Source organism: Lactovum odontotermitis (assembly GCF_054658595.1).
In genome coordinates, this window is record NZ_BAAGGQ010000005.1 from 96,050 (window position 1) to 118,405 (window position 22,356).

25 protein-coding genes and 1 riboswitch are annotated in these 22,356 nt (G+C 46.9%); of the genes, 7 read left to right on the forward strand and 18 right to left on the reverse strand.

Features of this window, described 5'->3' with window-relative positions; genetic code table 11:
- Genes ACYQ2E_RS04385 through ACYQ2E_RS04400 form a run of 4 tightly spaced genes read right to left on the reverse strand, consistent with a single transcriptional unit; the run spans position 1 to position 3,810 of the window.
- Positions 1-1,161 (reverse strand): uroporphyrinogen decarboxylase/cobalamine-independent methonine synthase family protein, encoded by a 1,161-nt coding sequence (locus ACYQ2E_RS04385; protein WP_460016849.1) that lies wholly within the window; start codon positions 1,159-1,161, stop codon positions 1-3.
- A 48-nt stretch (positions 1,162-1,209) separates the two neighbouring features.
- Entirely contained in the window at positions 1,210-1,893 is a 684-nt protein-coding gene (locus ACYQ2E_RS04390) for a methionine ABC transporter permease (protein ID WP_460016850.1), read from the reverse strand.
- Entirely contained in the window at positions 1,886-2,929 is a 1,044-nt protein-coding gene (locus ACYQ2E_RS04395; protein ID WP_460016851.1) for a methionine ABC transporter ATP-binding protein, read from the reverse strand. Before ACYQ2E_RS04395 ends, ACYQ2E_RS04390 begins: the two co-directional genes overlap by 8 nt.
- 53 nt (positions 2,930-2,982) lie before the next feature.
- Positions 2,983-3,810 (reverse strand): MetQ/NlpA family ABC transporter substrate-binding protein, encoded by an 828-nt coding sequence (locus ACYQ2E_RS04400; protein ID WP_460016852.1) that lies wholly within the window; start codon positions 3,808-3,810, stop codon positions 2,983-2,985.
- Positions 3,811-4,320: 510 nt separating this feature from the next.
- A riboswitch (TPP riboswitch) is annotated at positions 4,321-4,416 on the forward strand.
- A 54-nt stretch (positions 4,417-4,470) separates the two neighbouring features.
- On the opposite strand from ACYQ2E_RS04400, the gene thiT reads away from it, so the two are divergent.
- The 3 genes from thiT to ACYQ2E_RS04415 all read left to right on the forward strand — a co-directional run bounded on the left by thiT (position 4,471) and on the right by ACYQ2E_RS04415 (position 5,923).
- Positions 4,471-5,007, forward strand: coding sequence for an energy-coupled thiamine transporter ThiT (gene thiT / locus ACYQ2E_RS04405; RefSeq protein ID WP_460016853.1), 537 nt, complete (start codon positions 4,471-4,473; stop codon positions 5,005-5,007).
- Positions 5,008-5,069: 62 nt separating this feature from the next.
- Positions 5,070-5,549: an aminoacyl-tRNA deacylase gene (locus ACYQ2E_RS04410; RefSeq protein WP_460016854.1), complete on the forward strand. Its 480-nt coding sequence runs from the start codon at positions 5,070-5,072 to the stop codon at positions 5,547-5,549.
- Between the two features lie 14 nt (positions 5,550-5,563).
- On the forward strand, positions 5,564-5,923 hold the full coding sequence (locus ACYQ2E_RS04415; RefSeq protein WP_460016855.1) for a DUF3397 family protein: 360 nt from the start codon (positions 5,564-5,566) through the stop codon (positions 5,921-5,923).
- A 9-nt stretch (positions 5,924-5,932) separates the two neighbouring features.
- Here the strand turns inward: ACYQ2E_RS04415 and ACYQ2E_RS04420 are convergent, their stop codons facing one another.
- The 4 genes from ACYQ2E_RS04420 to ACYQ2E_RS04435 all read right to left on the reverse strand — a co-directional run bounded on the left by ACYQ2E_RS04420 (position 5,933) and on the right by ACYQ2E_RS04435 (position 9,901).
- Positions 5,933-6,151, reverse strand: a complete 219-nt coding sequence (locus ACYQ2E_RS04420; RefSeq protein WP_460016856.1) for a YdbC family protein — start codon at positions 6,149-6,151, stop codon at positions 5,933-5,935.
- A 65-nt stretch (positions 6,152-6,216) separates the two neighbouring features.
- The gene (locus tag ACYQ2E_RS04425) at positions 6,217-7,359 is read right to left on the reverse strand and encodes a nicotinamide-nucleotide adenylyltransferase (RefSeq protein ID WP_460016857.1); all 1,143 of its coding nucleotides are present in this window, start codon (positions 7,357-7,359) and stop codon (positions 6,217-6,219) included.
- Positions 7,360-7,500: 141 nt separating this feature from the next.
- On the reverse strand, positions 7,501-8,781 hold the full coding sequence (locus ACYQ2E_RS04430) for a peptidase U32 family protein (protein ID WP_460016858.1): 1,281 nt from the start codon (positions 8,779-8,781) through the stop codon (positions 7,501-7,503).
- Positions 8,782-8,962: 181 nt separating this feature from the next.
- Positions 8,963-9,901, reverse strand: a complete 939-nt coding sequence (locus ACYQ2E_RS04435; RefSeq protein ID WP_460016859.1) for a peptidase U32 family protein — start codon at positions 9,899-9,901, stop codon at positions 8,963-8,965.
- 491 nt (positions 9,902-10,392) lie between these two features.
- On the opposite strand from ACYQ2E_RS04435, the gene ACYQ2E_RS04440 reads away from it, so the two are divergent.
- The gene (locus ACYQ2E_RS04440; protein WP_460016860.1) at positions 10,393-10,710 is read left to right on the forward strand and encodes a hypothetical protein; all 318 of its coding nucleotides are present in this window, start codon (positions 10,393-10,395) and stop codon (positions 10,708-10,710) included.
- Positions 10,711-10,743: 33 nt separating this feature from the next.
- Here ACYQ2E_RS04440 and ACYQ2E_RS04445 read toward each other — a convergent pair whose 3' ends face one another.
- Both ACYQ2E_RS04445 and ACYQ2E_RS04450 read right to left on the reverse strand, forming a co-directional pair.
- On the reverse strand, positions 10,744-11,772 hold the full coding sequence (locus ACYQ2E_RS04445; RefSeq protein ID WP_460016861.1) for an ABC transporter permease: 1,029 nt from the start codon (positions 11,770-11,772) through the stop codon (positions 10,744-10,746).
- On the reverse strand, positions 11,769-12,509 hold the full coding sequence (locus ACYQ2E_RS04450) for an ABC transporter ATP-binding protein (protein WP_460016862.1): 741 nt from the start codon (positions 12,507-12,509) through the stop codon (positions 11,769-11,771). The genes ACYQ2E_RS04445 and ACYQ2E_RS04450 overlap by 4 nt, the downstream gene beginning before the upstream one ends.
- Positions 12,510-12,625: 116 nt before the next feature.
- Here ACYQ2E_RS04450 and ACYQ2E_RS04455 point away from each other — a divergent pair, with 116 nt between their 5' ends.
- Both ACYQ2E_RS04455 and ACYQ2E_RS04460 read left to right on the forward strand, forming a co-directional pair.
- Entirely contained in the window at positions 12,626-13,027 is a 402-nt protein-coding gene (locus tag ACYQ2E_RS04455; protein WP_460016863.1) for an HIT family protein, read from the forward strand.
- A complete protein-coding gene (locus ACYQ2E_RS04460; RefSeq protein WP_460016864.1) occupies positions 13,027-13,266 on the forward strand; it encodes a hypothetical protein in 240 nt (79 codons plus the stop codon). Before ACYQ2E_RS04455 ends, ACYQ2E_RS04460 begins: the two co-directional genes overlap by 1 nt.
- 52 nt (positions 13,267-13,318) lie before the next feature.
- On the opposite strand, the gene ACYQ2E_RS04465 is transcribed toward ACYQ2E_RS04460, so the two are convergent.
- The 3 genes from ACYQ2E_RS04465 to rplK all read right to left on the reverse strand — a co-directional run bounded on the left by ACYQ2E_RS04465 (position 13,319) and on the right by rplK (position 16,279).
- Positions 13,319-14,641, reverse strand: coding sequence for an amino acid permease (locus ACYQ2E_RS04465; protein WP_460016865.1), 1,323 nt, complete (start codon positions 14,639-14,641; stop codon positions 13,319-13,321).
- A gap of 450 nt (positions 14,642-15,091) precedes the next feature.
- Positions 15,092-15,781 carry a 50S ribosomal protein L1 gene (gene rplA / locus ACYQ2E_RS04470; protein ID WP_460016866.1) on the reverse strand — a complete coding sequence of 230 codons (690 nt, stop codon included), beginning with the start codon at positions 15,779-15,781 and terminating at the stop codon, positions 15,092-15,094.
- 72 nt (positions 15,782-15,853) lie between these two features.
- Positions 15,854-16,279 carry a 50S ribosomal protein L11 gene (gene rplK, locus ACYQ2E_RS04475; RefSeq protein ID WP_460016867.1) on the reverse strand — a complete coding sequence of 142 codons (426 nt, stop codon included), beginning with the start codon at positions 16,277-16,279 and terminating at the stop codon, positions 15,854-15,856.
- A 333-nt stretch (positions 16,280-16,612) separates the two neighbouring features.
- On the opposite strand from rplK, the gene ACYQ2E_RS04480 reads away from it, so the two are divergent.
- Entirely contained in the window at positions 16,613-16,972 is a 360-nt protein-coding gene (locus tag ACYQ2E_RS04480) for a YbaN family protein (protein ID WP_460016868.1), read from the forward strand.
- A gap of 6 nt (positions 16,973-16,978) precedes the next feature.
- On the opposite strand, the gene ACYQ2E_RS04485 is transcribed toward ACYQ2E_RS04480, so the two are convergent.
- The 5 genes from ACYQ2E_RS04485 to ACYQ2E_RS04505 all read right to left on the reverse strand — a co-directional run bounded on the left by ACYQ2E_RS04485 (position 16,979) and on the right by ACYQ2E_RS04505 (position 22,168).
- The gene (locus ACYQ2E_RS04485) at positions 16,979-18,103 is read right to left on the reverse strand and encodes a M20 family metallopeptidase (RefSeq protein ID WP_460016869.1); all 1,125 of its coding nucleotides are present in this window, start codon (positions 18,101-18,103) and stop codon (positions 16,979-16,981) included.
- The gene (locus ACYQ2E_RS04490; RefSeq protein WP_460016870.1) at positions 18,100-18,789 is read right to left on the reverse strand and encodes a GNAT family N-acetyltransferase; all 690 of its coding nucleotides are present in this window, start codon (positions 18,787-18,789) and stop codon (positions 18,100-18,102) included. Before ACYQ2E_RS04490 ends, ACYQ2E_RS04485 begins: the two co-directional genes overlap by 4 nt.
- A gap of 93 nt (positions 18,790-18,882) precedes the next feature.
- Positions 18,883-19,092: a YozE family protein gene (locus ACYQ2E_RS04495; protein WP_460016871.1), complete on the reverse strand. Its 210-nt coding sequence runs from the start codon at positions 19,090-19,092 to the stop codon at positions 18,883-18,885.
- Positions 19,093-19,104: 12 nt separating this feature from the next.
- Positions 19,105-19,629 (reverse strand): peptide-methionine (S)-S-oxide reductase MsrA, encoded by a 525-nt coding sequence (gene msrA, locus ACYQ2E_RS04500; protein ID WP_460016872.1) that lies wholly within the window; start codon positions 19,627-19,629, stop codon positions 19,105-19,107.
- Between the two features lie 151 nt (positions 19,630-19,780).
- Positions 19,781-22,168 (reverse strand): carbon starvation CstA family protein, encoded by a 2,388-nt coding sequence (locus ACYQ2E_RS04505; RefSeq protein ID WP_460016873.1) that lies wholly within the window; start codon positions 22,166-22,168, stop codon positions 19,781-19,783.
- Positions 22,169-22,356: the final 188 nt, after the last annotated feature.

The window sequence follows — 22,356 nt, forward strand, 5'->3', positions numbered from 1 at the left end:
CTACTCTCCCCAGTAACGGAAGGCAATCTGCTGGCCTTGGTCAATCTTTTCCCACTGCTCAGCTTCACTTAGTTCGTTACCACCGTCGCACGAGGCAAAACCGCATTGGTGGGAAAGGAACAAGCGCTCTTTTGGAATAATCTTCGCTGCTTCATCCAACAGCTGAACAACACGCCCCTCATCGTCCAGTGTATTTGTTTTTGAAGACAGCAAGCCAAGTACAATTTCAGTATCAGGCCTGTCTTTGAAGGCGGAAAGGGCTTCTAGCGAGCCGGCACGATTGTCGTCCCATTCGAGGAAGAAACGGTCATAGTGCTGACCTCCCAGAAAAAGCTTTGCGATTTCAGCGTAGGAGCCGCCGCCCATATTACGGCTTTCATAATTCCCGCGGCAGTTGTGCGTCCAGATGGTCAACCCCAGTGAATGACCGAAATCAATGACTTCGTTGTTAATAGCGACAAATTCTTCAGCAATTCCTTTTATTTCAGGTGAGTCTATCTCTCCTGTAAAAGGAGAATTGTCATTGTCTGACGCAAAAAGTTCCCATAAACAGTCATCAAATTGTAAAATCTTACCACCAATTGCTGCAAATTCCGTGATAAATTCTTTATAAGCGTTAATAAGCCCATCTTTCAATGCTGCATTATCTGCGTAAACCTGCCCTTCGCCTGCTAATTTGTCAAATACCGCAAGTTCAGTATAAGCATGCGCCGGCGCCCAAATGCACTGCTTCAGCGTCGTTCCAGCCGGTGCAATTTCAGCAAGTCTTTTATAAACCTCAATGAAATGATGATTTTTGCCGGATAAAGGTGCTGTAATCTTAAGGCCGATGTCGCGCCGTGTTTCGTAATGCCCATGATTGTCTTTGTCACGGAAGAAATAGCCGTGTTCTGCAATAAGTCGCTCTATCCCGCTGAATCCCCACACAAAATCCAAATGCCACATTGATTTCGAATATTCACCGTCTGTAACGACTGAAAGTCCATGCTTGATTTCTTCCGCCACGACTTGCTTTGTTGCCTCAGTCTCCGCCTCTTCATAGCCTGGAAAATCTTTGTAAAAAGGATAGGTAATGTCATCGCGAGACTCGATTTGCCGCTTATAAGCAAGCAGTGCTTCAGGACGAAGCAAACTGCCTACGATTTGAAACTTGTTACTCATAAAATTCTCTCCTTTGTAAATTTATTAATTCTGAGAAATCTAATTCTATCAGGCTTTTCTGCCGTGCAGAACTAACTTAATCAAAAGGTTCCCCAAAATTTGAGTGATAAAAACGAAAATCAGAACCAGTACCAGCGCAAAGAAAGTCACATCATTCTGGCCGCGCTGATAGCCGTATTGGACGGCCATGTTGCCAAGCCCGCCGCCCCCGACAATCCCTGCCATTGCCGTCAGGCCAATCACCGAAATCGTCGTAAAGTTAAGGTCGCGCAGAATCGGCACGAGTCCTTCTTTCAGGTAGACACGGAAAATGATGCCAAGATTGCTGGTTCCCATGGCTCGCGCCGCTTCAACCACGCCAGAGTCGACTTCCATCAGGCTATTTTGGACCATGCGTGCAAAAAATGGAATTGTCCCGACCACGATAGGCACAGTCACTGCAGCCGTTCCAATCGACGTGCCCACGAGCAGTCGCGTGAAGGGAATGATGGCCACCAGCAGAATAATAAATGGAATGGCTCGGCCAATATCGACGATTTTGTCCAAAATCAGATAAATCACCCGGTTCGGCGTCAGCCCGTTTTCATTGGTTGACAGCAGAATCACGCCCAGAAGAATGCCTAGAATCCCAGCAATAATCATGGTGAAAAGCGTCATCAGAATCGTGTCAATCGTCGCCTGGCCGAAGTCCGGCCAGTACTGGGGCACATTCGGGAAAAGTCTATCAAACATTTGCGTCCTCACTTTCTTCTACCTCAGACTTGTCCACTTGACGAATCTTGACATTTTGTCCATCAAGATAATCCGAAATTTCAGCAAAATTGACTTCTTTGTCAAAGCTGACCAGCAGTGTGCCTAGAGGCGTATTTTGAATATACTCAATATTGCCGTAGAGAATTGACGCAGTCAGTCCAAAACGCTTGAAAAGCTCGATAATCACAGGCTCAGACGAACTCTCGCCTGAAAACTTCAGCTCATAGACGCTAGCCCCCGGCGCATTCACAAAGATACTGGCTTCCGCCTGGTCCACGTGCGTCGCGGTGCGGATGAAATCAATCGTCAGCGGCTGCTTCGGCGCGCTGAAAATCTCAATGGCCGAGCCGTGCTCAATCAAGCGTCCATTCTCCATCACGGCCACCTTGTTGCAGATTTCTTTGACGACTTGCATTTCATGCGTAATCAGAACAATCGTAATGCCCAGCTTGCGGTTGATTTCCCGAAGTAAATCCAGCACTGCCAAAGTTGTCTTCGGGTCCAGAGCCGACGTGGCTTCATCACAGAGCAGAATCTTCGGGTCATTCGCCAAGGCGCGCGCAACAGCCACACGCTGCTTCTGACCGCCGGAAAGCTGCTCAGGGTAGGCATCTTTTTTGTCCAGAATGCCCACTAAATCGAGCAGATTTTCGACCTTTTTCTGACGTTCGGCTTTAGACAGGCCGCTGCCGGCCAGTGGAAATTCGACATTCTGCGCAATTGTGCGTGACGCCATCAGATTAAAGTGCTGGAAAATCATGCCGATTTTTTTGCGCTCTTCCCGCAGCTGCGAGGCGCTCAAAGCGAGCAGGTTTTTGCCGTCCACCTCGACGGAGCCCGACACTGGCTTTTGCAGGAGGTTAATCACCCGCACCAGTGTCGATTTGCCCGCGCCTGAGTAGCCCACGATGCCGTAAATGTCGCCCGCTTCAACTTCCAGCGAGACATCCTTGACTGCGACCACTTCCCGCTTTTTTTGCGAAAATTGGACTGTAATGTTTTTTAAATTTATCATCTCTATCATTCTACGCTACTAATTTCTTTTTGGTGAAATGGAACTTTGCCGGATTAATCTTTTAAGTCCCAAGCTGAAGTATCACCGCCGGATTTTATAATCTCGCGGACTTTATCGGTTTGATAAGCCTTAACCAGCGTTTTGAAGTCCTTCTTGTTCTTATTCTCAGATTTCACGGCCACAAGGTTCTTGAACTCGTCACCTAGTGATGTGGCATGGTCTGTGTCGACATAAATCGCATCTTCTGGCGTTTTTTTCAGCTGCGTCTGAACGTAGTTCGTGTTAATCACGGCCGCTGTCACATCAGGCAATGCTGCCGCAATCTGCGAAGGGTCCAGCGTCTTGATTGTAAGGCCTTTTTTGTCGGCAATGTCTTTCACCGACGGAATGGCCGGAGCACCATCTTTCAATGTTACCAGACCTGCGCCAGCCAGCAGATTGACGGCACGGCCGCCGTTCGTCACATCATTCGGGATTGCGATTGTATCGCCCGACTTGATGTCTTTCACATCTTTCAGCGTGTCAGAATAGAGGCCCAGCGGCGAAATGTAGGTCCAGCCGATACTTACCAAGTCCCCTTTATTCTGCTTGTTCCAGTTGTCCAAATAGGCTTTGGTCTGGAAACCGTTCAGGTCAAGGTTTCCGTCCGCAGTGGCCGGGTTTTCCTGCGTGTAGTCCGTGAATTCCTTTATTTTTAAAGTAATGCCTTCGGATTTAACATTCTTTGCGACCAGCTGCCACTCTTGTTTTTCAAGGTCAGAGGCCACGCCGATAGTGTAGGTGCGGCTGCTTGAGCCGGATTTTGAGGACGAGCTGCAGGCTGTCAGTGTGAGCAGAGCCACGCCTGCAACGACTAATGTAAGTAATGATGATTTTTTCATGATGTTGATTCTCCTTTGGGATTAAGTTCGTTAATAAAGTTCGTTTGGGATTTACAAATACAGATAAATAAAATAAGCCCGCTTCTAAAATATCTAAAAATATTTCAGAAACGGGCTTTGATATTTATTCAAAGTCGTGGTACCATTCTGTTTCACATTTTATCTTTTCTTACCATCTTGTAAAGAAAAAACGCCTCAGCAACATCAGAGTGCACTTCTAAATGTTGAGTTCGTTAACGTGAACAACTCCGGATAAAACTAACGATTTAACGTTCATCCTACCTAATCTCAGGCCATTTTCGTGTTCTTTGCCAGTCCTGCTTTCACTCAACGCAGGCTCCCTCTGCTGGCGACCGTCCACTACTTTCCCGATCAGCTTATTTCAGTATTTGTAAATCTTGGAATAAGTCTAACTTAATTTTTTCTATTTGTCAAGTAAAAAGATTATTTTTCTGAAAATTTTGATTTTGCGCAAGTTCTTTGCATCCTCAGCAAGAATAAGTTATAATAAACCTACACAATGGGTGCTGCGGATAGCCGCAGCTGAGAGAGTCCATCTGACCGGATCGCGGTAATGCGCGCGTCGGGATGTGAAGGCGGTTTTTGCGTCGCCTCAGCTCAAACAAACCCTCCTTTTGTGTATAGAAGGAGATTTTTTACATGACAAATTCTAAGATTCTGCCACTGGCGGAAACGGCTGTTTTCGTGGCTGTTGCGCTGATTCTGAGTATTGTTTCTATCAATTATGCCCAGACTTTTTATATTGAGCTGACGGTGATTCCGCTGCTCTTGCTGGCGATTCGGCGCGGACTTGCCTGGGGACTCATTGCCGGCTTGCTTTATGGGCTGCTGGCGATTGTTCTGGGGGAGGTCACGCCGCTTTCGGCGGCTCAAGCTTTCCTGGAATATGTGGTTGCCCCTGTTTCTCTTGGACTCGGCGGAATTTTCAATACGAAGTCAACGTTAAAGTTCACAAAAATACTCTACGCCACGCTTCTTGGTATTTCTGCAAAGTATTTTTTCCACTTTATCGCAGGAATTGTTTTTTGGTCTCAATATGCATGGAAAGGCTGGTCAGCCTGGATTTATTCGCTTTTTGTGAATACTGTGTCCGGTATTCTGACTGCGGCGGCAGCACTTATTATCCTAGGTCTGATTTACAAGGCCGCTCCGCGTATTTTCCAAACCAAAAAATAAAAATTTGAGTGTTCTTGTCACTCACACTCCCTCATTGACTTATTGTCTGCTATAATTAAAGCATGTCCAAAAAAGAAAAGCTGAAAAAGACGCTGGTCGAGCAGATTCTTGACAAGGCGAAAATTCCTTATGAAAGCTTGGCTTTCAATGCGCTTGAGGAACCTGACAATTTGCCTGATGGTCTGGTCAAATCCGATGTTTACAAGACTTTAGCCTTAACTGGCGATAAAACTGGGCCTCTGATTGGGATTCTGCCGATTACAGCTCACCTGGCTGAGAAAAAACTGGCCGCTGTCTCCGGCAACAAGAAGGTCAGCATGATTCCGCAGAAGGACTTGCAGAGAACTACCGGTTACGTACATGGCGCTAACAATCCGGTCGGCATTCACCAGACGAAGGCTTTTCCCATTTTCTTTGAGCAGGCCGCAGAAAATCGGGATTTCATTGTGGTCTCAGCCGGCGAAGTCGGCCGTTCCGTAAAAGTTAACCCGAAACGGCTGGCCGAATTTGTGGCTGCCAGCTTTACAGACCTGTCAGAATAATGATATAATTAACTATGAGTATATTTACGAAGCTTCTTATCCTGTTCTTCCCGATTATCGTTTTCGTCATTCTGAAGCTCATTTTTCGTCTGCTCAAATTGAAGCGCTATACCAAAATCAAGGTGATTGATGTTTGCCTGATTTTTCTGATTTTCGGACTTGAAGGCTTCACAAAAAACGCCACAGGTTTTTCGATTCTGCCGTATTACCTGATGCTGATTTCCGGAATCGGCCTGGTGCTGCTGCTTCTTGACCTTTTCTACTACAAAGAATTCCGATTCGCGGTTTTCTTCCGGCATTTCTGGCGGATTCTCTCACTGGTCACGACTGTGATGTATATCTGCCTGATTGTCGCGTCGCTGTTCTTAAGCTAAAAGAGCTGACTATTCATTTTTCAGCTCTTTTACTAATTTTGCAAATTCTTCAGTGGACAGAGTGATGCCTTTGCCCATTTTTTGATGGTCGGGGGACCATGCGCGCAGGTCATATTTCGGCTCAGCACCGTTCCATGAGACCCGGTTAAGCTCTTTTGTCCAGCCTGAGGCAGTGCTTGAGAGCTCGATTAAGTGCTCTACGATTTCAAATTTCAGATTTTCAGCCATTCTTCTCTTTTTCCCTCTTAATATATAATACGTAAAAATTTACCAAACGTATCAAAAAAAATTCATTAATACTCTAATTTCTTAATTTCAATGCCGGTAAACTGTTTGACTGCGTCAATGGCATGGTGATAACGCGATAAGTAGCCGTGTTCGTCACGGTGGTCGCCATCATCGCTCAGTAAAACAACGCGGTCCATCAGCCCGAATTCTGCCAGCGAGTGCATCAGTTCTTTCTGAAACTCGTTACGGCTGGCTTCCCATTCCATATTGCGGAAACCGTCATCGACATACTCGGTAATCGGCGGTATCACGAGAATCAGGTCCATATGCTCGTCGGCAATCGTCTTCTGGAAAAGCGGCTCGAGCTGTTCAAATTCTTCCTTGGGCAGGTACAATTTCGCATAGACCCGCGTGACAATGGCATCTGTGTCCAGAAATACAACGCCCTGGTTAGATGGCGAATTAACTTCGCGCGAATTGGCGTCGTACTGGCCGGTAATCAGGCGGGCGTAATCGTCCATACGGAGTTCATCGTCGTCAATGTTTGATTTTTCCTCGTATTCACGCGCATACTCAAGTGAAAAGGGCGCGTTGATGGAGCGGGCCAGCCAGCGCACGAGCGTCGACTTGCCGGTTGATGCCGAGCCCATGACAGTCACAACTTTCGAGAAATGGCGGCGGAAAACACGGTTGATATCGTTCCAGTGCAGCATCGGATTTTCACGAATCTGCGTCGCGGAAATCTGGATGTCGTGGCGGTCGGCAATTTCAACCGCATAGCTGTTCCCGTCGTCCGCGGGAAAGCGCTTGGACAGCTCGGCTATATACTCTTCCTCGCCGACGTAAAAAGTGACTTCCAGCTTCTCTTCCACCGTATTCTCGCGAATCAAGTCAAAAAGCATGTCCGCCCATTGATTCCAGCCGTCCGGCATAGCTGGAATATTTTCTTCGTCCAGCATGGCGACTTTGATGGTCGGCTCGTCATTATAGGCTTCTCGTAGATAGCGGAAGCGCTTAGACAGCGGCAGACCAATCTTCGCGCCCCGGTCGTGATTCGTGCCGGAAGCAATCAGCAGGACGCCGTCATTCAGCGCCGCGCACTTGTAGACCTGCTGCTGGTGCCCGACATGCAGCGGTGCAAAAGTCCCGAAATAGACGCCAATCTTGCGCCCCTTCAACTTCGATTTGGAAATGTTGTTGGTCATCATTTTAACTACCCTTTAAGCCCGAACCGTCACAGCCTGGCCGTTTTCTTTATAATTGAGCTCAACACGCCAGAAGCTAGGAAATTAGATGAAATTAGAACCTGCCTTACGGCAGAACCCAATTTCCCTAAATTTCTACGCTTCTTAACGGGCGTGTTTCACATCTTGAACATATAAATTAATCAAACCCTCTTCGTTTTTACGAATCATGTCACCTGGCTGAACTTCTTCGCTCAGACTGATGAGCAGCAGCTCCATCGGGTTAGGTGCGCGGTCAATCGCTTCACCTGTGGAGGCCAGCCGGAGATTCTCAACTTTCGTCTGAGAATGTCTGAAGCCAGGCCCGTAGAACTCAATCACGTCGCCTTCGCGGATGACATTGCGCTGACGAATGACTGCTTCCTGCTTGGCCGCATCATAAGACACCACTTCGCCGACAAACTTATACTCAGGAATTTTGCGCCGCGCGCCGAACAACTGCTTGTTCTCGTCAGGGATGCCATAATAAAAGCCGGTGTCTAACTCGCGTTGGGCTACTTTCCAGAGTTCATCAACTAAACTCTGCTTTATCTCTTCAAATTTGGCCGGACTCTCCAAATAAGCATTTACCGCCGCCTTATAAACCATTGTCACCGTTGAAACGTAGTGAATCGATTTCATCCGCCCCTCGATTTTCAGCGAATTGACGCCGTTTTCAATCATGTCCGGAATGTGCTCAATCATGCTCATATCCACCGCCGACATGGAGAAAGGCTCGGGCACTTCACCCTGAACCGACTCGTGCTCACGGCCGAAAGGCATGTCATAGAGGTCGTAACGCCAGCGGCAGGACTGGCTGCAGCCGCCGCGGTTGGCATCGCGCAGGCTCATATAGTTTGAGAGAACGCAACGCCCGGAGTAGCTGATGCACATGGCACCGTGCACAAAGGCCTCGATTTCAATATCTGTATGCTTGCGAATCTCCGCCAGCTCGTCCATTGAGACTTCACGCGCCAGAACCACTCGTTCAAGCCCGAGCTTTTTCCAGAATTCGAGTGTCTCGTAGTTGGTGGCTGAAGCCTGTGTTGACAGGTGAATCGCGAGACCTGGCGCTTCTGCCGCGCAAATCGCAATGAGGGCAGGGTCAGAAACAATCACCGCGTGAACGCCGATGTCGCGCAGCTGGCGGAACCAAGCGCCTGCGCCCTGCTCATTGCCCTCGTGTGTTACCATATTGGCCGCGACGTAAAGCTTTCCGCCGTGAGCTTCAGCATAAGCAACGCCTTCGGCCATTTCCTCAAAGCTGAAATTTCCAGCCCTTGAGCGCAAACCATAGGCCTGTCCGCCGATGAAAACAGCATCTGCACCGTAATCAAAAGCTACTTTGAGTTTTTCTAGAGTTCCTGCGGGTGCAAGCACCTCAGGACGCTGGTATTTTTTAGACATTATAGATTTTTCTCCAATAATTTCAATTTCTATTACAAAATCTAGAATTATTAGGAACTATTTTCAAGATAGAACCAGAATTCTTTTATTTTGAAAAGGTCGTGAAGACCAAAACTTTTTATTAATATTTGGGCTGTAATAATTGCCGAATTTCTCAAAACAGAGGGCTTTCATGACTGCATCATTTAATCTTCGCCGGGTCCAAATCATAGAAGCCATGAGATAAGGTACGCCCCGCCGGATGGAAGCTCCGCACCATCTCATCAAGCTGAAAAGCCTTATCCGGCGTGAATTCACCAGCTTCAATCAGCTCACGCGCCTGCACAAAAATCCGAACAATCTCAACAAAATTTTCACCGCGAGTGAAAATCCCGTCCAGCTTCCAGTTCTCGTAGCCCATCGCCGTCAGCTCGCCTAGTTCCGTCATCATGTCCAGGTCATCGTTGGCAAAAATGTGCGTGCCGTGGCTGTCTTCGAAGATGCTGAAGTGTGACTCCGCGTCGTTGGGCTCGGCCAGAAAATGATTGCTGGCCTGGTCTTTGCCCTCTTCCTTCGCGACCTTGGCAAAATTGTAGAAATTCTGGAGGAGCGGGCGTTTCGACTGGTGAATGACAGTAGCCCCATAAACCAGGATTTCTCCTGGAATTTGCAGCCCCTTCGCCATCTCTTCTAACTCAACTTTCGGCAATTCACGTGCGAGAACCGCAGCCGCTGCCCCTTGTTCAGCCCAGAAATTGACCTGACGCGAGCTCGTAACCAGCACCGAAGCATCATAAATCCAGGGCAGCTGGTAGCCGTCACGCTGCAGGACATAAATCACGCCGGCATCGCCCACCGTAATCTGGTCGGCCTTAATCTCCTGGAGAAAGTCCAGATAAGGCTTGATAATCGCCATCTTCTCAACGTGCATCAGCGCATTTACCGCCACTGTGACCGTTTTTCCGGCCGCATGCGCCATTTCCGTGACGAGACGGATTTGTTCATGCGACAAGGCCGTGGGCAGGCGCAGTCCAAAAGTCTCATCGCCGACATATATTGTGTCTGCCCCCGCTTCAATCAGGGCCTTCGCCTGTTCCACGGATTCTGCAGTTGCTGTAATATTTATATTTCTGTCATTCATAACTTTATTATTATACCACACCGACGAGCACGGCGTGTGTTTCTTTTTCGGATAATTTTCTGAAAAAACTTGTAACAAGTCCGAAAAAATTACGTATTAATTAGTAAGAGGGTAAAAAGCTCTTGTGTTCAAATCGCTCCGCGTGCGCACAGCCTCGCCACATTCTATACGAAGGGGGGACTTGCAGCTATGACGATTGTCCGCCCCTCTGCGAAAGGTTGCTTGTGATATTACTGGACGTAGTTCAGGTCATACTCACGCTGATTTCAGTTTTACTGCAAATCGTTGAGTTAATTCGCAAACATAAAAAGCACTAGTTAACTAGTGCCCCCTTCGCGCAGAGGATATTTAACACGCCGTGTGTAGGACCCACACGGTTTTTTATGTGCTCCCTCTATGATTATTTTACCACATCTGCCTAGAAAATCAAGTTGAGAGCTTTTTCATCAAGTTTGCAAAACACGTGATTTTGTGTTACAATTATAAAACTTATGGAAGCGAGAGAGTATGAATATTCTGAAAGTGAGATGCCTGCCTATCAAAACATTGACAATGGGCGTCCGCTGGCGCAGCAGTATGTGCCTTTGACTCAGGAAAATAAGCGTAATGCGGCTCAGACTCGGAGAAGTCAGCGGCGGGAGCTTAGTTTCTTCCTGCATGTGGCTTCTTACTCTGTTCTTTTTTCTCTGCTTTATCCGATTTTCCAGGCGGTTACGCCGTTTATCATTGCTTTCCCTGCGGCGCTGCTTCTGCCGATTGGTATCATTCTCGGCTCGAAGGTTCTTTTTAGAAAGTTTGTATTAAATTAGAAAGTTTGTATTAAAAAAATAGCTCGTGTGAAGCTATTTTTTTTGCCCTTTCAGGCGGTAGCTAGGGTAAATCCAGCCCAGCAGGTAAGCAATCGGCAGGAGCAGCAGAATTTGCCAGCTTATCCAGAAGGATGGAACCATACAAATCAGCTGAATGAGTGTGAAAAGTACAACGATTTTCTGCAGGAGATGCTTGAGTGCCTGGAGTTTTGCGTCTTCTGTCACGGGATAAATTTTTGCCATGGTCTGATATTCAAAGCTTTTCTGAAGTGACAGAAGCTGGAAAATGAGCAGGTAGTCAATAATGGCCACTATCACGACAACTGCCCAGATATTGTGCACAAAAATAATCAGAATGAGTGACAAAATCAGCAGTCTCAGGCTCAGAGTAAAATATTCTCCCGAGCGCAGAAAGGTGCGCAGGTAGAGGAAACTGAAGGCAGATTCGCCATTTTTCGGCAGCAGGAAATCCAGGTACTTGCGGCGTCTGGCGCGGGATTCGATGCCTTTGACATTGGTGAAAAGCGCGTAGATTTTCAGAATGCTGGTCTGGCGGATTTCTTCATAATGAATCAATGCTTCCCAGTCCAAATTGCCAGCCGGCAGAAAACTTCTTAATCTGAGGATGAAGCTGGCAAATTTTATTACAAGTAAAATGACAAACCAGAGTACCAGCATGAGCGCGTTGAATTTGACGGCGGGGCTTGCAATGACGGTCAACGCAAGGATGATGACGGCCGGGAAAAGCATTGAGCGCAGGCGCGCAGTGTATAATTCTTTTTTCAGAGCTTCTTCTTTTGCCAGTAAGAATGTACTGTCGGGAGCCTCCATGAAACTGGCAACTTTTCCCGGAACTAACGCGACGACGCTCACTACGACAACGATTAACGCGCGAAACTGCCAGTTCAGCGTATTATGCTGCAGGAACTGGGCGTACTGGACAGATAAGGTCGCAAGCATAATCAGGAGAAAGAGCATGAAGTGGTCGTTGAAGACGTAGCGCAGGTATTTCAGGTTCTGCGTGTAATATTTCCGGCGGCGTTTTGCGAAAATTTCTTTCATTTCGCCTCCGTCGCCGTTTTTGTCAGGTGCAGATAGATGTCGTCAAGCGTCGCGTCTGTCAGGCCGAACTTGTCGCGCAAGGCGGGGACATCTCCCTCAGCTGCGACCTGCCCGGCATTGAGCACGACGAATTTGTCGCAGAATTTCTCGGCCGTCGACAAAATATGAGTCGACATCAGGATTGAGGCACCCTGCTCTTTCATGTGAATCATCAGGTCGGTCAAATCGGACACAGCCAGCGGGTCCAGGCCCATAAAAGGCTCGTCGATGATATAAAGGCTCGGCTCAGTCAAAAAGGCGCAGATAATCATGACTTTCTGCTTCATGCCTTTAGAGAAATTAATCGGGAACCAGTCCAGCTTGTCGGCCAGGCGGAAAGTCGCAAGCAGCGGCTTGGCGCGCTCCAGCGCAACCGCCTTATCCACGTCGTAAGCCAGCGCTGTCAGCTCAATGTGCTCCTGCAGCGTCAGCTCCTCATAGAGGCTCGGCGTCTCCGGAATAAAGCCGATTTTCTTTCGGAAAGCTGTTTTGTCCGATTTAATCGTTAGTCCGTCGATTGAAATTTCACCGCTGAAAGGCGTCAAGAGGCCGATGATTTCCTTGATGGTGGTTGATTTTCCGGCACCGTTCAGACCAATCATACCGACAATCTGGCCGTCCGTGATTTCAAAATTGACATCTTTCAGGACAGGATTGCCGAAATAACCGCCTGTCAGATTTTTTACCTGTAAAGTCATCGATGAAAACTCCATTTTCGTTTCTGTGTTCAGAAAATTTGTTATAATGATTATATCATATTGAAAGGGCGTAGCCGTCAGCGAACTATGAAAACAGGCTACTGAGGTAAACTTTTATGCCAGACTGTATTTTTTGTAAAATTATTGCGGGGGAAATTCCCTCAGTCAAGATTTACGAAGACGATGATGTGCTCGCAATTCTAGATATTTCCCAGGCGACAAAGGGCCACACACTGGTCATTCCAAAACAGCACTACGAGAATCTCCTGTCAATGACAGGAGACCAGGCTGCGCAGCTCTTCAGCAAAATACCAGAGCTTGGAAAGCTCCTCGTCAAGAAATTAGGTGCCGAGGGGATGAACATCGTCGCGAACTGCGGAGAAATCGCCGGACAGTCCGTCATGCACACGCATATTCACCTGGTGCCCCGCACAGAAAATGACGGCGGGCCGGATTTCGTGCACACGCCGACACATGACTACGACCTGGACGCTGTCGCAAAGGAGATATTAGAATAATGGGACTTATCAGCGAAATCACCGACAGCTTCTCTGAGCTGAAAGGCAATATTTCTGATGTGCAGGAAAAACTGACTATTGTTCAGGACGAGGCCGAAAAGGCCCAGAAAGTCGGCCTGCAAATTCAGCGCAAAGTTGAAGAATTTCAATTCAGCGCGCAGGGAAATATTGACAAAATTAACGAAATTGCCTCAAAATACGCACAGCCGGAGTCGGCAGACAAAGCTCAGACAAAATAAAAAAATCGCATGAACCCAGTTTTCATAAAAATTGAGTTCATACGATTTTTATTTATTCATTTTTCGGCTTAACATAGGCCAGGAAGCTGATTAAGCAGACAACCACTGCATAAATGGTAATTTCAATCTTATTTGTCGCAATGACGCCGATTAGAATGGCGATGAGAACGACCAGAGTCACATAAGAAATGACTTTCACCCAAGGCTTGACAAGCTCCGGATTCCTGCGGTAAAGCACCAGCGCTGCAAGCAGGAAGACAATCCAGACAACAATCAGCAGATAAGAAATCGCAGAAGACATGTATTCAAAGAGCCCGCCTTTAATCACCGTTGACAATATTGCCCCGAAGATGAGAACACAGGCGCTGAAAGCATTGGCCCGCACTGGAACCTGATTCTTCGATAACTTTGCAAAAAACTTGCCGACCGGATTTTGCGCACCGCGGGAACGCGCATAAAGCGAACGAATTGTCCCGAAATACATTGAATTCAGCACGCTGAACAGCGCCAGAATCATAATTGCCAAGACAAAGTTAGAGACAAAGGGCAGATGGAACTTCTCAAAAATCGCAACCACAGGGCCGCCCGGCAGGCTTCCTACCTTGTTCCAGGGATAAACCGTCACAAAGATGAAGACTGGAATAATGTAGACCAGAGACAACTGAATAATCATTGAGCGGACCGCCTTGGGAATGGTTTCCTTCGGATTGTCCGTCTCAGCCACTGACAGCGCCAGCAGCTCCATGCCGCCGAAAGAAAAGATGACAATCAGCATGGCATTGAAAATACCTTTAAAACCGTTGGGCGCAAAGCCGCCGTGTGACGTCAGATTACTCAGATAAGCCGGCTTTCCTACAATCAGGATAAGCCCGAGTACCATCAGAATCACCAGGACGCCGACTTTAATGGCGGACATCCAGAAGCCCGTTTCCGCAAAGAATTTGACAGAGAAAAGGTTGATGACAAAAGCCGCAGCCGCAATCAGAACATAGACCACCCAAGTCGGCAGATTCGGCCACCAGACCTGCAGAAACTGAGCAATGGGTGCAGCGACCGCAATCAGCACCGACAGTGCCAGCAGCCAGTAAACCCAGTCAATGAAATTTCCGATTCGATGACCAAGCAGCGGTTCAACCAGCCCCGACATCCCGGTTGATTTTACCTTTTGTAGAAGGACAATCTGCCCGACACCGTACATAATGACAAAGAGCAAAAGCCCTGATAAAATATAAGTTAAGAGTACTGCTGGCCCTGCCATATTGATGGCCGAACCGGCACCAGCGAAAAGTCCTGCGCCGACGGCGCCGCCCAGCGACAACATGACCAGATGCCGCGACTTCATTGAAGCTTTTAATTCCTTATTTTCATTTTCCATGAATTTTCCTGTTTTTTCTGTAAAAAGTGCAAAAGATGCAGAGAGCAAAAGACGACAATTAGTTTGAATGAATCAGTATCTAAATTGGCCCTGAGGCCAGTAATATAATACTCTAATTTGTCTGCAAACTTTGCTTAAAGTTTGAAGTGATTTGTTCATTTTTGCCTCCTTTTGTCTCACGTCCGAGTAAACAGGTCTTCCACATGCTCGAATTCGTATTTATAAATTTACTTGATATGTGTCTCTTCAAGTAATTTTTTTATTTTACACTAAATATTACTGAATGTCAAGAATTAGGTGAATTTTTCAAAAAACTCATAAAACAAAGTGCTCTGACGATAATATTTTCAGCTATTTTTATACCTTTCTTATTTTCACACAGACAAATACAAAAAATCGGACAACTCGCGCCGTCCGATTTTCGCAAATGAATATTTGAATGAATCTGCCTTAGAATGAAGATGGGTCAATCTTGACACCAGGACCCATTGTCGTTGTAACAGTCACTGAAGTCATGTAAGTGCCCTTTGAAGCAGCCGGTTTAGCCGCAACCATCACATTGTTGAAGGCCTTCAAGTTCTCAACCAGTTTGTCTGCGTCAAACGAAACTTTACCAATCGGCACAGCCACGATACCAGCCTTGTCCGCACGATAAGTAATCTTACCGCCCTTAGACTCCTCAACAGCCTTCGTCACGTCCATTGTAACCGTACCTGTCTTAGGGTTCGGCATCAAGTTACGAGGGCCGAGCACACGTCCCAGACGTCCTACGACAGCCATCATATCAGGCGTTGCGATAACAACGTCGAAATCAAGCCAGCCGCCGTTAATCTTGGCAACCAAGTCATCACTGCCGACAAAATCAGCGCCTGCAGCTTCAGCTTCCTGAGCCTTCGCGCCCTGTGCAAAAACAAGGACACGAGAAGTCTTACCAGTTCCGTTAGGCAAAACCATTGCCCCGCGAATCTGCTGGTCTGACTGCTTCACGTCAATATTGAGGTTGTAGGCAACTTCTACCGTTGCGTCAAACTTCACGAAACTAGCTTCCTTCGCCAGCTTGACCGCTTCTTCTACATTGTATAACTTTGCTGTGTCGATTTTCTCAAGCGCAGCACGCATTTGTTTGCTTTTCTTAGCCATTTGTTTTCTCCTTGTGGTAATAGCGATTGACCTTCGTCAATCTTCCATAATATTTAAAGATTACAGGAATCTTTAGTCCGAAATTGTGATTCCCATTGACTTTGCAGTACCTTCGATGATACGCATTGCTGCTTCCAGAGATGCAGCATTCAAGTCAGGCATTTTCTTCTCGGCAACTTCTTGAAGCTGAGCCTTTGTGATGCTCGCAACTTTCACCTTATTCGGCGTACCAGAAGCTTTCTGAATCTTCGCTGCCTGTTTCAGGAGTGCTGAAGCCGGCGGCTGTTTTGTGATGAAAGTCCAAGACTTGTCGTCATAAACACTGATAACAACTGGAATAATCATTCCGCCCATGTCTGCTGTCTGAGCATTAAAGGCCTTCGTGAATTCCATGATGTTGATACCTGCCTGTCCAAGAGCCGGACCGACTGGTGGAGCTGGTGTCGCTTTACCAGCAGGGATTTGAAGTTTTACGAGTTTTTCAACTTGTTTAGCCACGATTTTTTCCTTTTGAATAGCTTCTGCCTATTTTTTCAAGCATTCGCCATTCCCTTTCTTTAATTTTTGCAGCTCGAGCATCTTCTCTCAAAGGAAACTCTTTGCTGCGCAAGCTTTCGTGATGTGGTCATAGCGGTCTTATTCGTTCAAGCCTTTCAGCTTGCCCATGGCCTGCCACACGAATTGTCCGCAAATTTGCGTACTCGTATAGTCTACCAGAAAAGGCCGGCAGTGTCAAATTTCGGCTACTAGTAGAAAAATTTATGGTACAAAATTTATGGTACAATATGAGAACTATCACGCCCTGCTATTCTTATTTTGATTGGTTGAACTATGAAACTTTTATTTCTTATATCAGGTTTTCTATTTGTCGGGCTCGCTTCGGTGGGAGTCGTCATTCCGGGGATTCCTACGACGCCTTTTCTCCTCTTGGCGGTCTTCTGCTTCGCGCGTTCGTCAAAGCGGTTCGAAGATTGGCTGAAAGGCACCAAGCTGTATAAAAATTATGCAGCAGATTTTGTTAACGAGCGCACGATGACAAAGAAACAGAAGACTCGGATTCTGCTGATTTCTAATGCGATGATGCTTTTTGCAATCATCATTGTGCCGCCGGTCTGGGTCAAAATTGTCATTTTTCTGGCCTTGTTGACGCAGCTTTATGTCTTTTTATTCAAAATACCGACTAAAAAATAGTCGGTATTAGTATATTTTGAGGTAATTTTCAAGAATCTGGACAAATCTCTCGATATTGGCAATTTCTATGTACTCGTTGGCCTGATGGGCTTGCTCGATACTGCCTGGGCCGAAGATGACGGTGGGAATGCCCGCAGTCTCAAAGAAGCCCGAATCGTTGGAGCTGGCACTGGCTACGAGGGCTTTGACCTGTGTAATTTCTGAAAGTTTCTGGATAAATGGTAGCTCTGGATTGACAAGAGTCGAGGGGACTGGATTTGCCACATATCTCCAAGTAAAAGCGTATTCTTCTGCTAATTTTTGGATAAAAGTGTCGAAACTGTCATCCAGCTGGGGTGTTGTCCTCAGGTCAATTGTCAAGTCAACGCGGCTGGCTGTTTTGTTAGGGGCCTTGGGATTTCCGGCATTGACTGCCGTCGGCACGAGTGTGGGCTGTCCAAGCACAGAATTGCTATATTTCTTGAGATTTTTGACAATAATAGGAAGATTGCCTAAAAAATTTTCTAGTTTGAACAGAGCACTTTTGTCAAAATTATCCTGCAGGGAGCCGTGTCCGGATTCGCCTTGGAAGTTGAAGCTCATAAAGCGGTTGCCGCGCTGGCCGATTTCGATTTGCTCAAGGTTTGAGGGCTCGGAAATGATGCAGGCCGCGGACTGGTAGGAGCTGTTGATTTCAAACCAGCGGACAAAATCGGCTGAGCCTTGGCCGTCCAGCTCTTCGTTGGCGGTTGCCACGACCCAGAGGTCATAATCCAGCTCTTTGTCCAGAAACTGGCGGGCAACTGTCAGATTTGAAGCGATGCCTGACAGCATGTCACTGGCGCCAAGGCCGATCAGACGGCCTTTTTCTGTATCTTCGACTGCCTGATAGGGCGAATAGTCCCAGGTATTTTTGTCTCCCGGCACGACGGTATCAATATGGCCGGACAGAATCAGTGCCCGCTCGGACGATTTCCCTTGAATTCTGGCAGTGACAAAGCGGGTGTCCCGGTGGACAAACTTGAAGCCCTGCGCGCGCAGCCAGTTTTTCAGGAAAAATAGAATTTCTGTCTCATGGCCCGATGTTGAGGGAATGGTGATGAGCTGCTTTGCCAGTTCAACTGCTGCTTCAGCTCCTTTGGAATCTATCATCTTTGAACTTTCTTAATCATTATTCTATCACAGCAGATACTGCCGGCTGGCCGTGCTGCATAATGCAGACAGTCAGTCAGGCAAAGCTGCAGCAGCGGGTCTGCAATTTGATGCGTCTGCAGATTTTCTGAGGCCGTCACTTCCTGGAAGCCCAGGGCTTCTGCGACTCCTATTGATTTTTCATTGCAGAAAATCACTGCATCGGCTTTTTCAGAATGGGCATAGCCGACAAGGAGCGCCGTCAGAAATTTGGCCAGTCCGTGATTTCTGTATAAATAATTGCCCTGCTCATTTTTGCTGTCACTGGTATACATGGTTCCAATCTCACTGTTGCGGGCGGTCAGAATGGCTGGTACCGCAGGTCTGGAGCTCATCTCCACCCGGTCGCGGCCGCAGAAAGCAATGAGCTCTCTTTCGTGGTTGGTCACGATAATCATCGTCTCTTTAACCAGAATGTCGCCCGGCGTCTTGGGCAAAATGCGATATTCACGAATCTGCGTGATTTGCGAAATAATATGCGCATAGTGGTCACGCAGAGGCTTATCTTCAATTTGGCGGAGCTCCCAGACATGCCAGTGCTTCGCCTGAAATTCAGACATTTTTCGGAGGAGAAAATCACGGTATTCGGCTGGAAAGCGCGTCAAATCGCCTGATTTCAGTTGTTCTAAGACAGATAAATTTGCCATAGGAACCTCCTTAATAAATAATGCTTATTATTGCATATTTATTCAAAGAATGCAACTATTAAAGCGGACAAGTTTGCCAGAAACAGAACTGTCTCACGAAACTTGGTAATCCTGCCATATTTCATCAAACAGCTGTAATGGAAATCTAAAGGGCGCATGGGTCTCCAGATAGCTGGAAATCTCGTCAAAATCCGTGGATTGGCGCGGAAAAGTGCTGTCTCTGAAAACCAGATTTGCCAGCCTTGTAATGTCATCGTTTTCCGAGGGACTTCTGAATTTCATTAAATATTGATAAAACGTCATACCTTTGTCTTTCTATTTTTCTGTCCAGTGCTTTAAAATAAATTCTCGGCGGCCGGCGATTTCTTCGGCATAGTCCTCCGGATGCTTTTTATAGAAGCCCTGATGATAGGCTTCGGCAGGCCAGAAAACTTTAGCTGGTTCAATGCTGGTTATAATTTTTGACCCGGCGAAAATATCTGATTCTTGGAGTCTTTGTTTACTGGCTTCTGCGATTTCCCGCTGCTTTTCTGTTGTATAAAAAATCACTGGGCGGTAGTTGTCGCCTCGGTCTTCAAACTGTCCAAAGGCGTCAGTCGGGTCGGTCGTCTGCCAATAAAGTTCAACGAGCGCTTCATATGACACTTTTTTATTGTCAAAAATAATCTCAACCGCCTCGGTGTGGCCGGTAATATGCGCTTTGACCTGCTCATAGGTCGGGTGAGCAAAGTCACCGCCTGTGTAGCCGCTTGTTACTGTTAAAATGCCGTCCTGCTCTTCAAAGGGTTCAACCATGCACCAGAAGCAGCCGCCCGCGAATATTGCTTTTTCTTTTGCCATTTTCTTTCCTTCTCGTAAAATTTATTTGATTATAGCATAGAAAAAGGTCAGATGATAGCTTGGAGTATTTTTAGACAAAAAAAGACAAAACGGGAGACATTTGCCCCCGTTCTGTCGCAAATCAAGATTAGCCAGTCATAAAATGATGGACTTAATTAATCTCAACTTCATTTAATTTGCTTTTATACTTCAATACCTTGTGCTCCAATGGAGTTGGCCAGAAACTTGATGTGCCGAAAATCTTAGACTCGACAAAGGGTTCTTCTGAAGTGAAGCTGTCGCCGATTTCATTGGCCTGCACCATCTTTATCACTTTGACGATACAGATGATGAGCAATACGGCCACGCAGGCAAGGAAGACGACAGATAAAACTCCTTGAATCATAGAGTTTCTGATGGTCGCTTGTGCATTGGTCAGCAGCAGACCGGTTAATTTTCCGGAAGCAACCTTGGCTTTGGCGGCATTATAAGCTGCAAAGTAGCCGATATTCACATCCGGACTGAAGATTTTCTGCCAGGAAGCGGTGAAGGTTACTGCAACATCCCAAACCAGCGGAATTGCCGGAATCCAGATATACTTCATAAAGCCTTTGCGCACGACCATGACTGCGACAACTGCGAGCGCAACCGCAGCAATCAGCTGATTTGAGATACCGAAGAGCGGATACATAATCTTGATTCCGCCGTTCGGGTCGGACACGCCCATGAGGAGTAAAGCGCCCCAAACGCCCACGATAACTGCAGTAGTGACAATCTTGCTAGGCAGCCAATCATCATCGCCCCAGCGGCTTTTACGCTTGAAACTCTTTAAAGCATCATTAAGCAGATACCTTGTAGACTTCGTCGCTGCAGAAACGGCTGACAGAATAAACAAAGCTTCAAACATGACGGCAAAATGGTACCAGAAGCCCATCATACCTCTTCCGCCGATAATCGGTACCTTTTTCAGGATATTAGACATTGAGACGGCCAAGGTCGGCGCACCACCCGTACGTGAGACAATTGACTTCTCGCCCACGTCTTTGGCAACTTCTTTCAGTGCTGCTTCTCCGGTCGTTCCTTCCCACTCAATCTTTAATGGTGAACCGTCCGGCATCATTGCCACGTGAGGAATTGCTTCAGCCGCAATCGCCTCAGGCGACTCGGATTTCTGATAACTCATGCCGGACAGCTTTTCAAGGCTGGCTTCCGGCGTATTCATTGAGTAATAAATACCAGGGTTAAGCGAAATTGCTGCTACAAGCGCCATAATTGCCACAAATGACTCAAACAGCATTCCGCCGTAACCAATCATACGTGTCTGTGACTCTTTGGCAATCAAGTGCGGCGTTGTTCCCGAGCTCATCATGACATGAAAGCCCGACAAGGCACCGCAGGCAATCGTGACAAATAAGAATGGGAAAAGCGAACCGGCAAAAGCAGGACCATCCGTATTATGTGCAAAGTTTGTAAGTGCTGGAATTGTCACATCCGGGCGAATTCCGACAACGGCGACTGCCAAGATGAAAATCGTTCCAATCTTCATAAACATGGACAAATAGTCGCGCGGCGTCAGCAAAATCCATGCCGGGATAATGGCCGCAATGAAAGTATAAATCATCACCCACCAGACCAGAGACGTCTGAGAAAGCATGAAGATATGCGCAAATGAAGACTCAGACACCCAGCGCCCGCCGAAGATAGCCAGAATCAGCAGCACAAAGCCGATGAACGAAATTTCATTGACTCGGCCTGGACGAATCCATTTAAGATAAATTCCCATGAACAAGGCAATAGGAATTGTCATCCCGATGGAGAAAACTGCCCAGGCAGAATTAGCCATTGCAGTGATACAGATTAAAGCTAGAACAGCAAGGACAATCATTGTCATGATAAAGACGATGAAACTCGTTAAAGCGCCTGCAAAAGGGCCGATTTCGTCTTTGGCCATTGCACCGATAGATTTTGCCCGGCGACGATGTGAAAACCAGAGGACAAGCATATCTTGAACACCACCGGCAAAAATAACACCAAAAATAATCCAAATCGTACCAGGCAAGTAACCCATCTGTGCAGCCAGAACTGGACCTACAAGCGGACCTGCTCCTGCTATTGATGCAAAATGGTGACCAAACAAAACGACACGATTGGTCGGGTCAAATTCTTTTCCGTCATTATGCGCCTCAGAAGGTGTCGCACGCAAATCATCCGGCTGCATGATTTTTCGCTGAATGTAGAGCGCATAAAAACGATAAGCAATCAAATAAGAGCAGACAGCCGCAACCACGAACCAGATGGCATTCAGGTTTTCGCCTTTCGCAACCGCGATGAGAGACCAGGCCAAAGCGCCGAGTAAAGCGACTGCAACCCAAATAACAACTGTTAATAATTTCGGTTTCGGCAAATGCTGCTTCCAATCTTTCATCGTCGCCTGAAAGTTTGCCTGTCGCAAGTCTCGGATGCCGACAATCTTGCCCTCCTTATTTCTAAGAAGAAAAAGCTCTTCTTCTTTGGTAAACTCGTTTTCATTTCCGGAATTTCTTGAGTTTTGTTGTTCCATGAAAATCTCCTTACTTTTAAAGTATTTAAGGTAACAGAAATTGTGCCGTTGAGAACAATTAACTTTCTAAATCATACCTCTCACTATTTTGTTACCGTTCTCATGCTACTACTTTTTGTTCATTTATTCACGTTTCAAGACTGAAAATAGGCAAACTGTGAATTTCTGTCCTAAAAAAATTGAAAAAT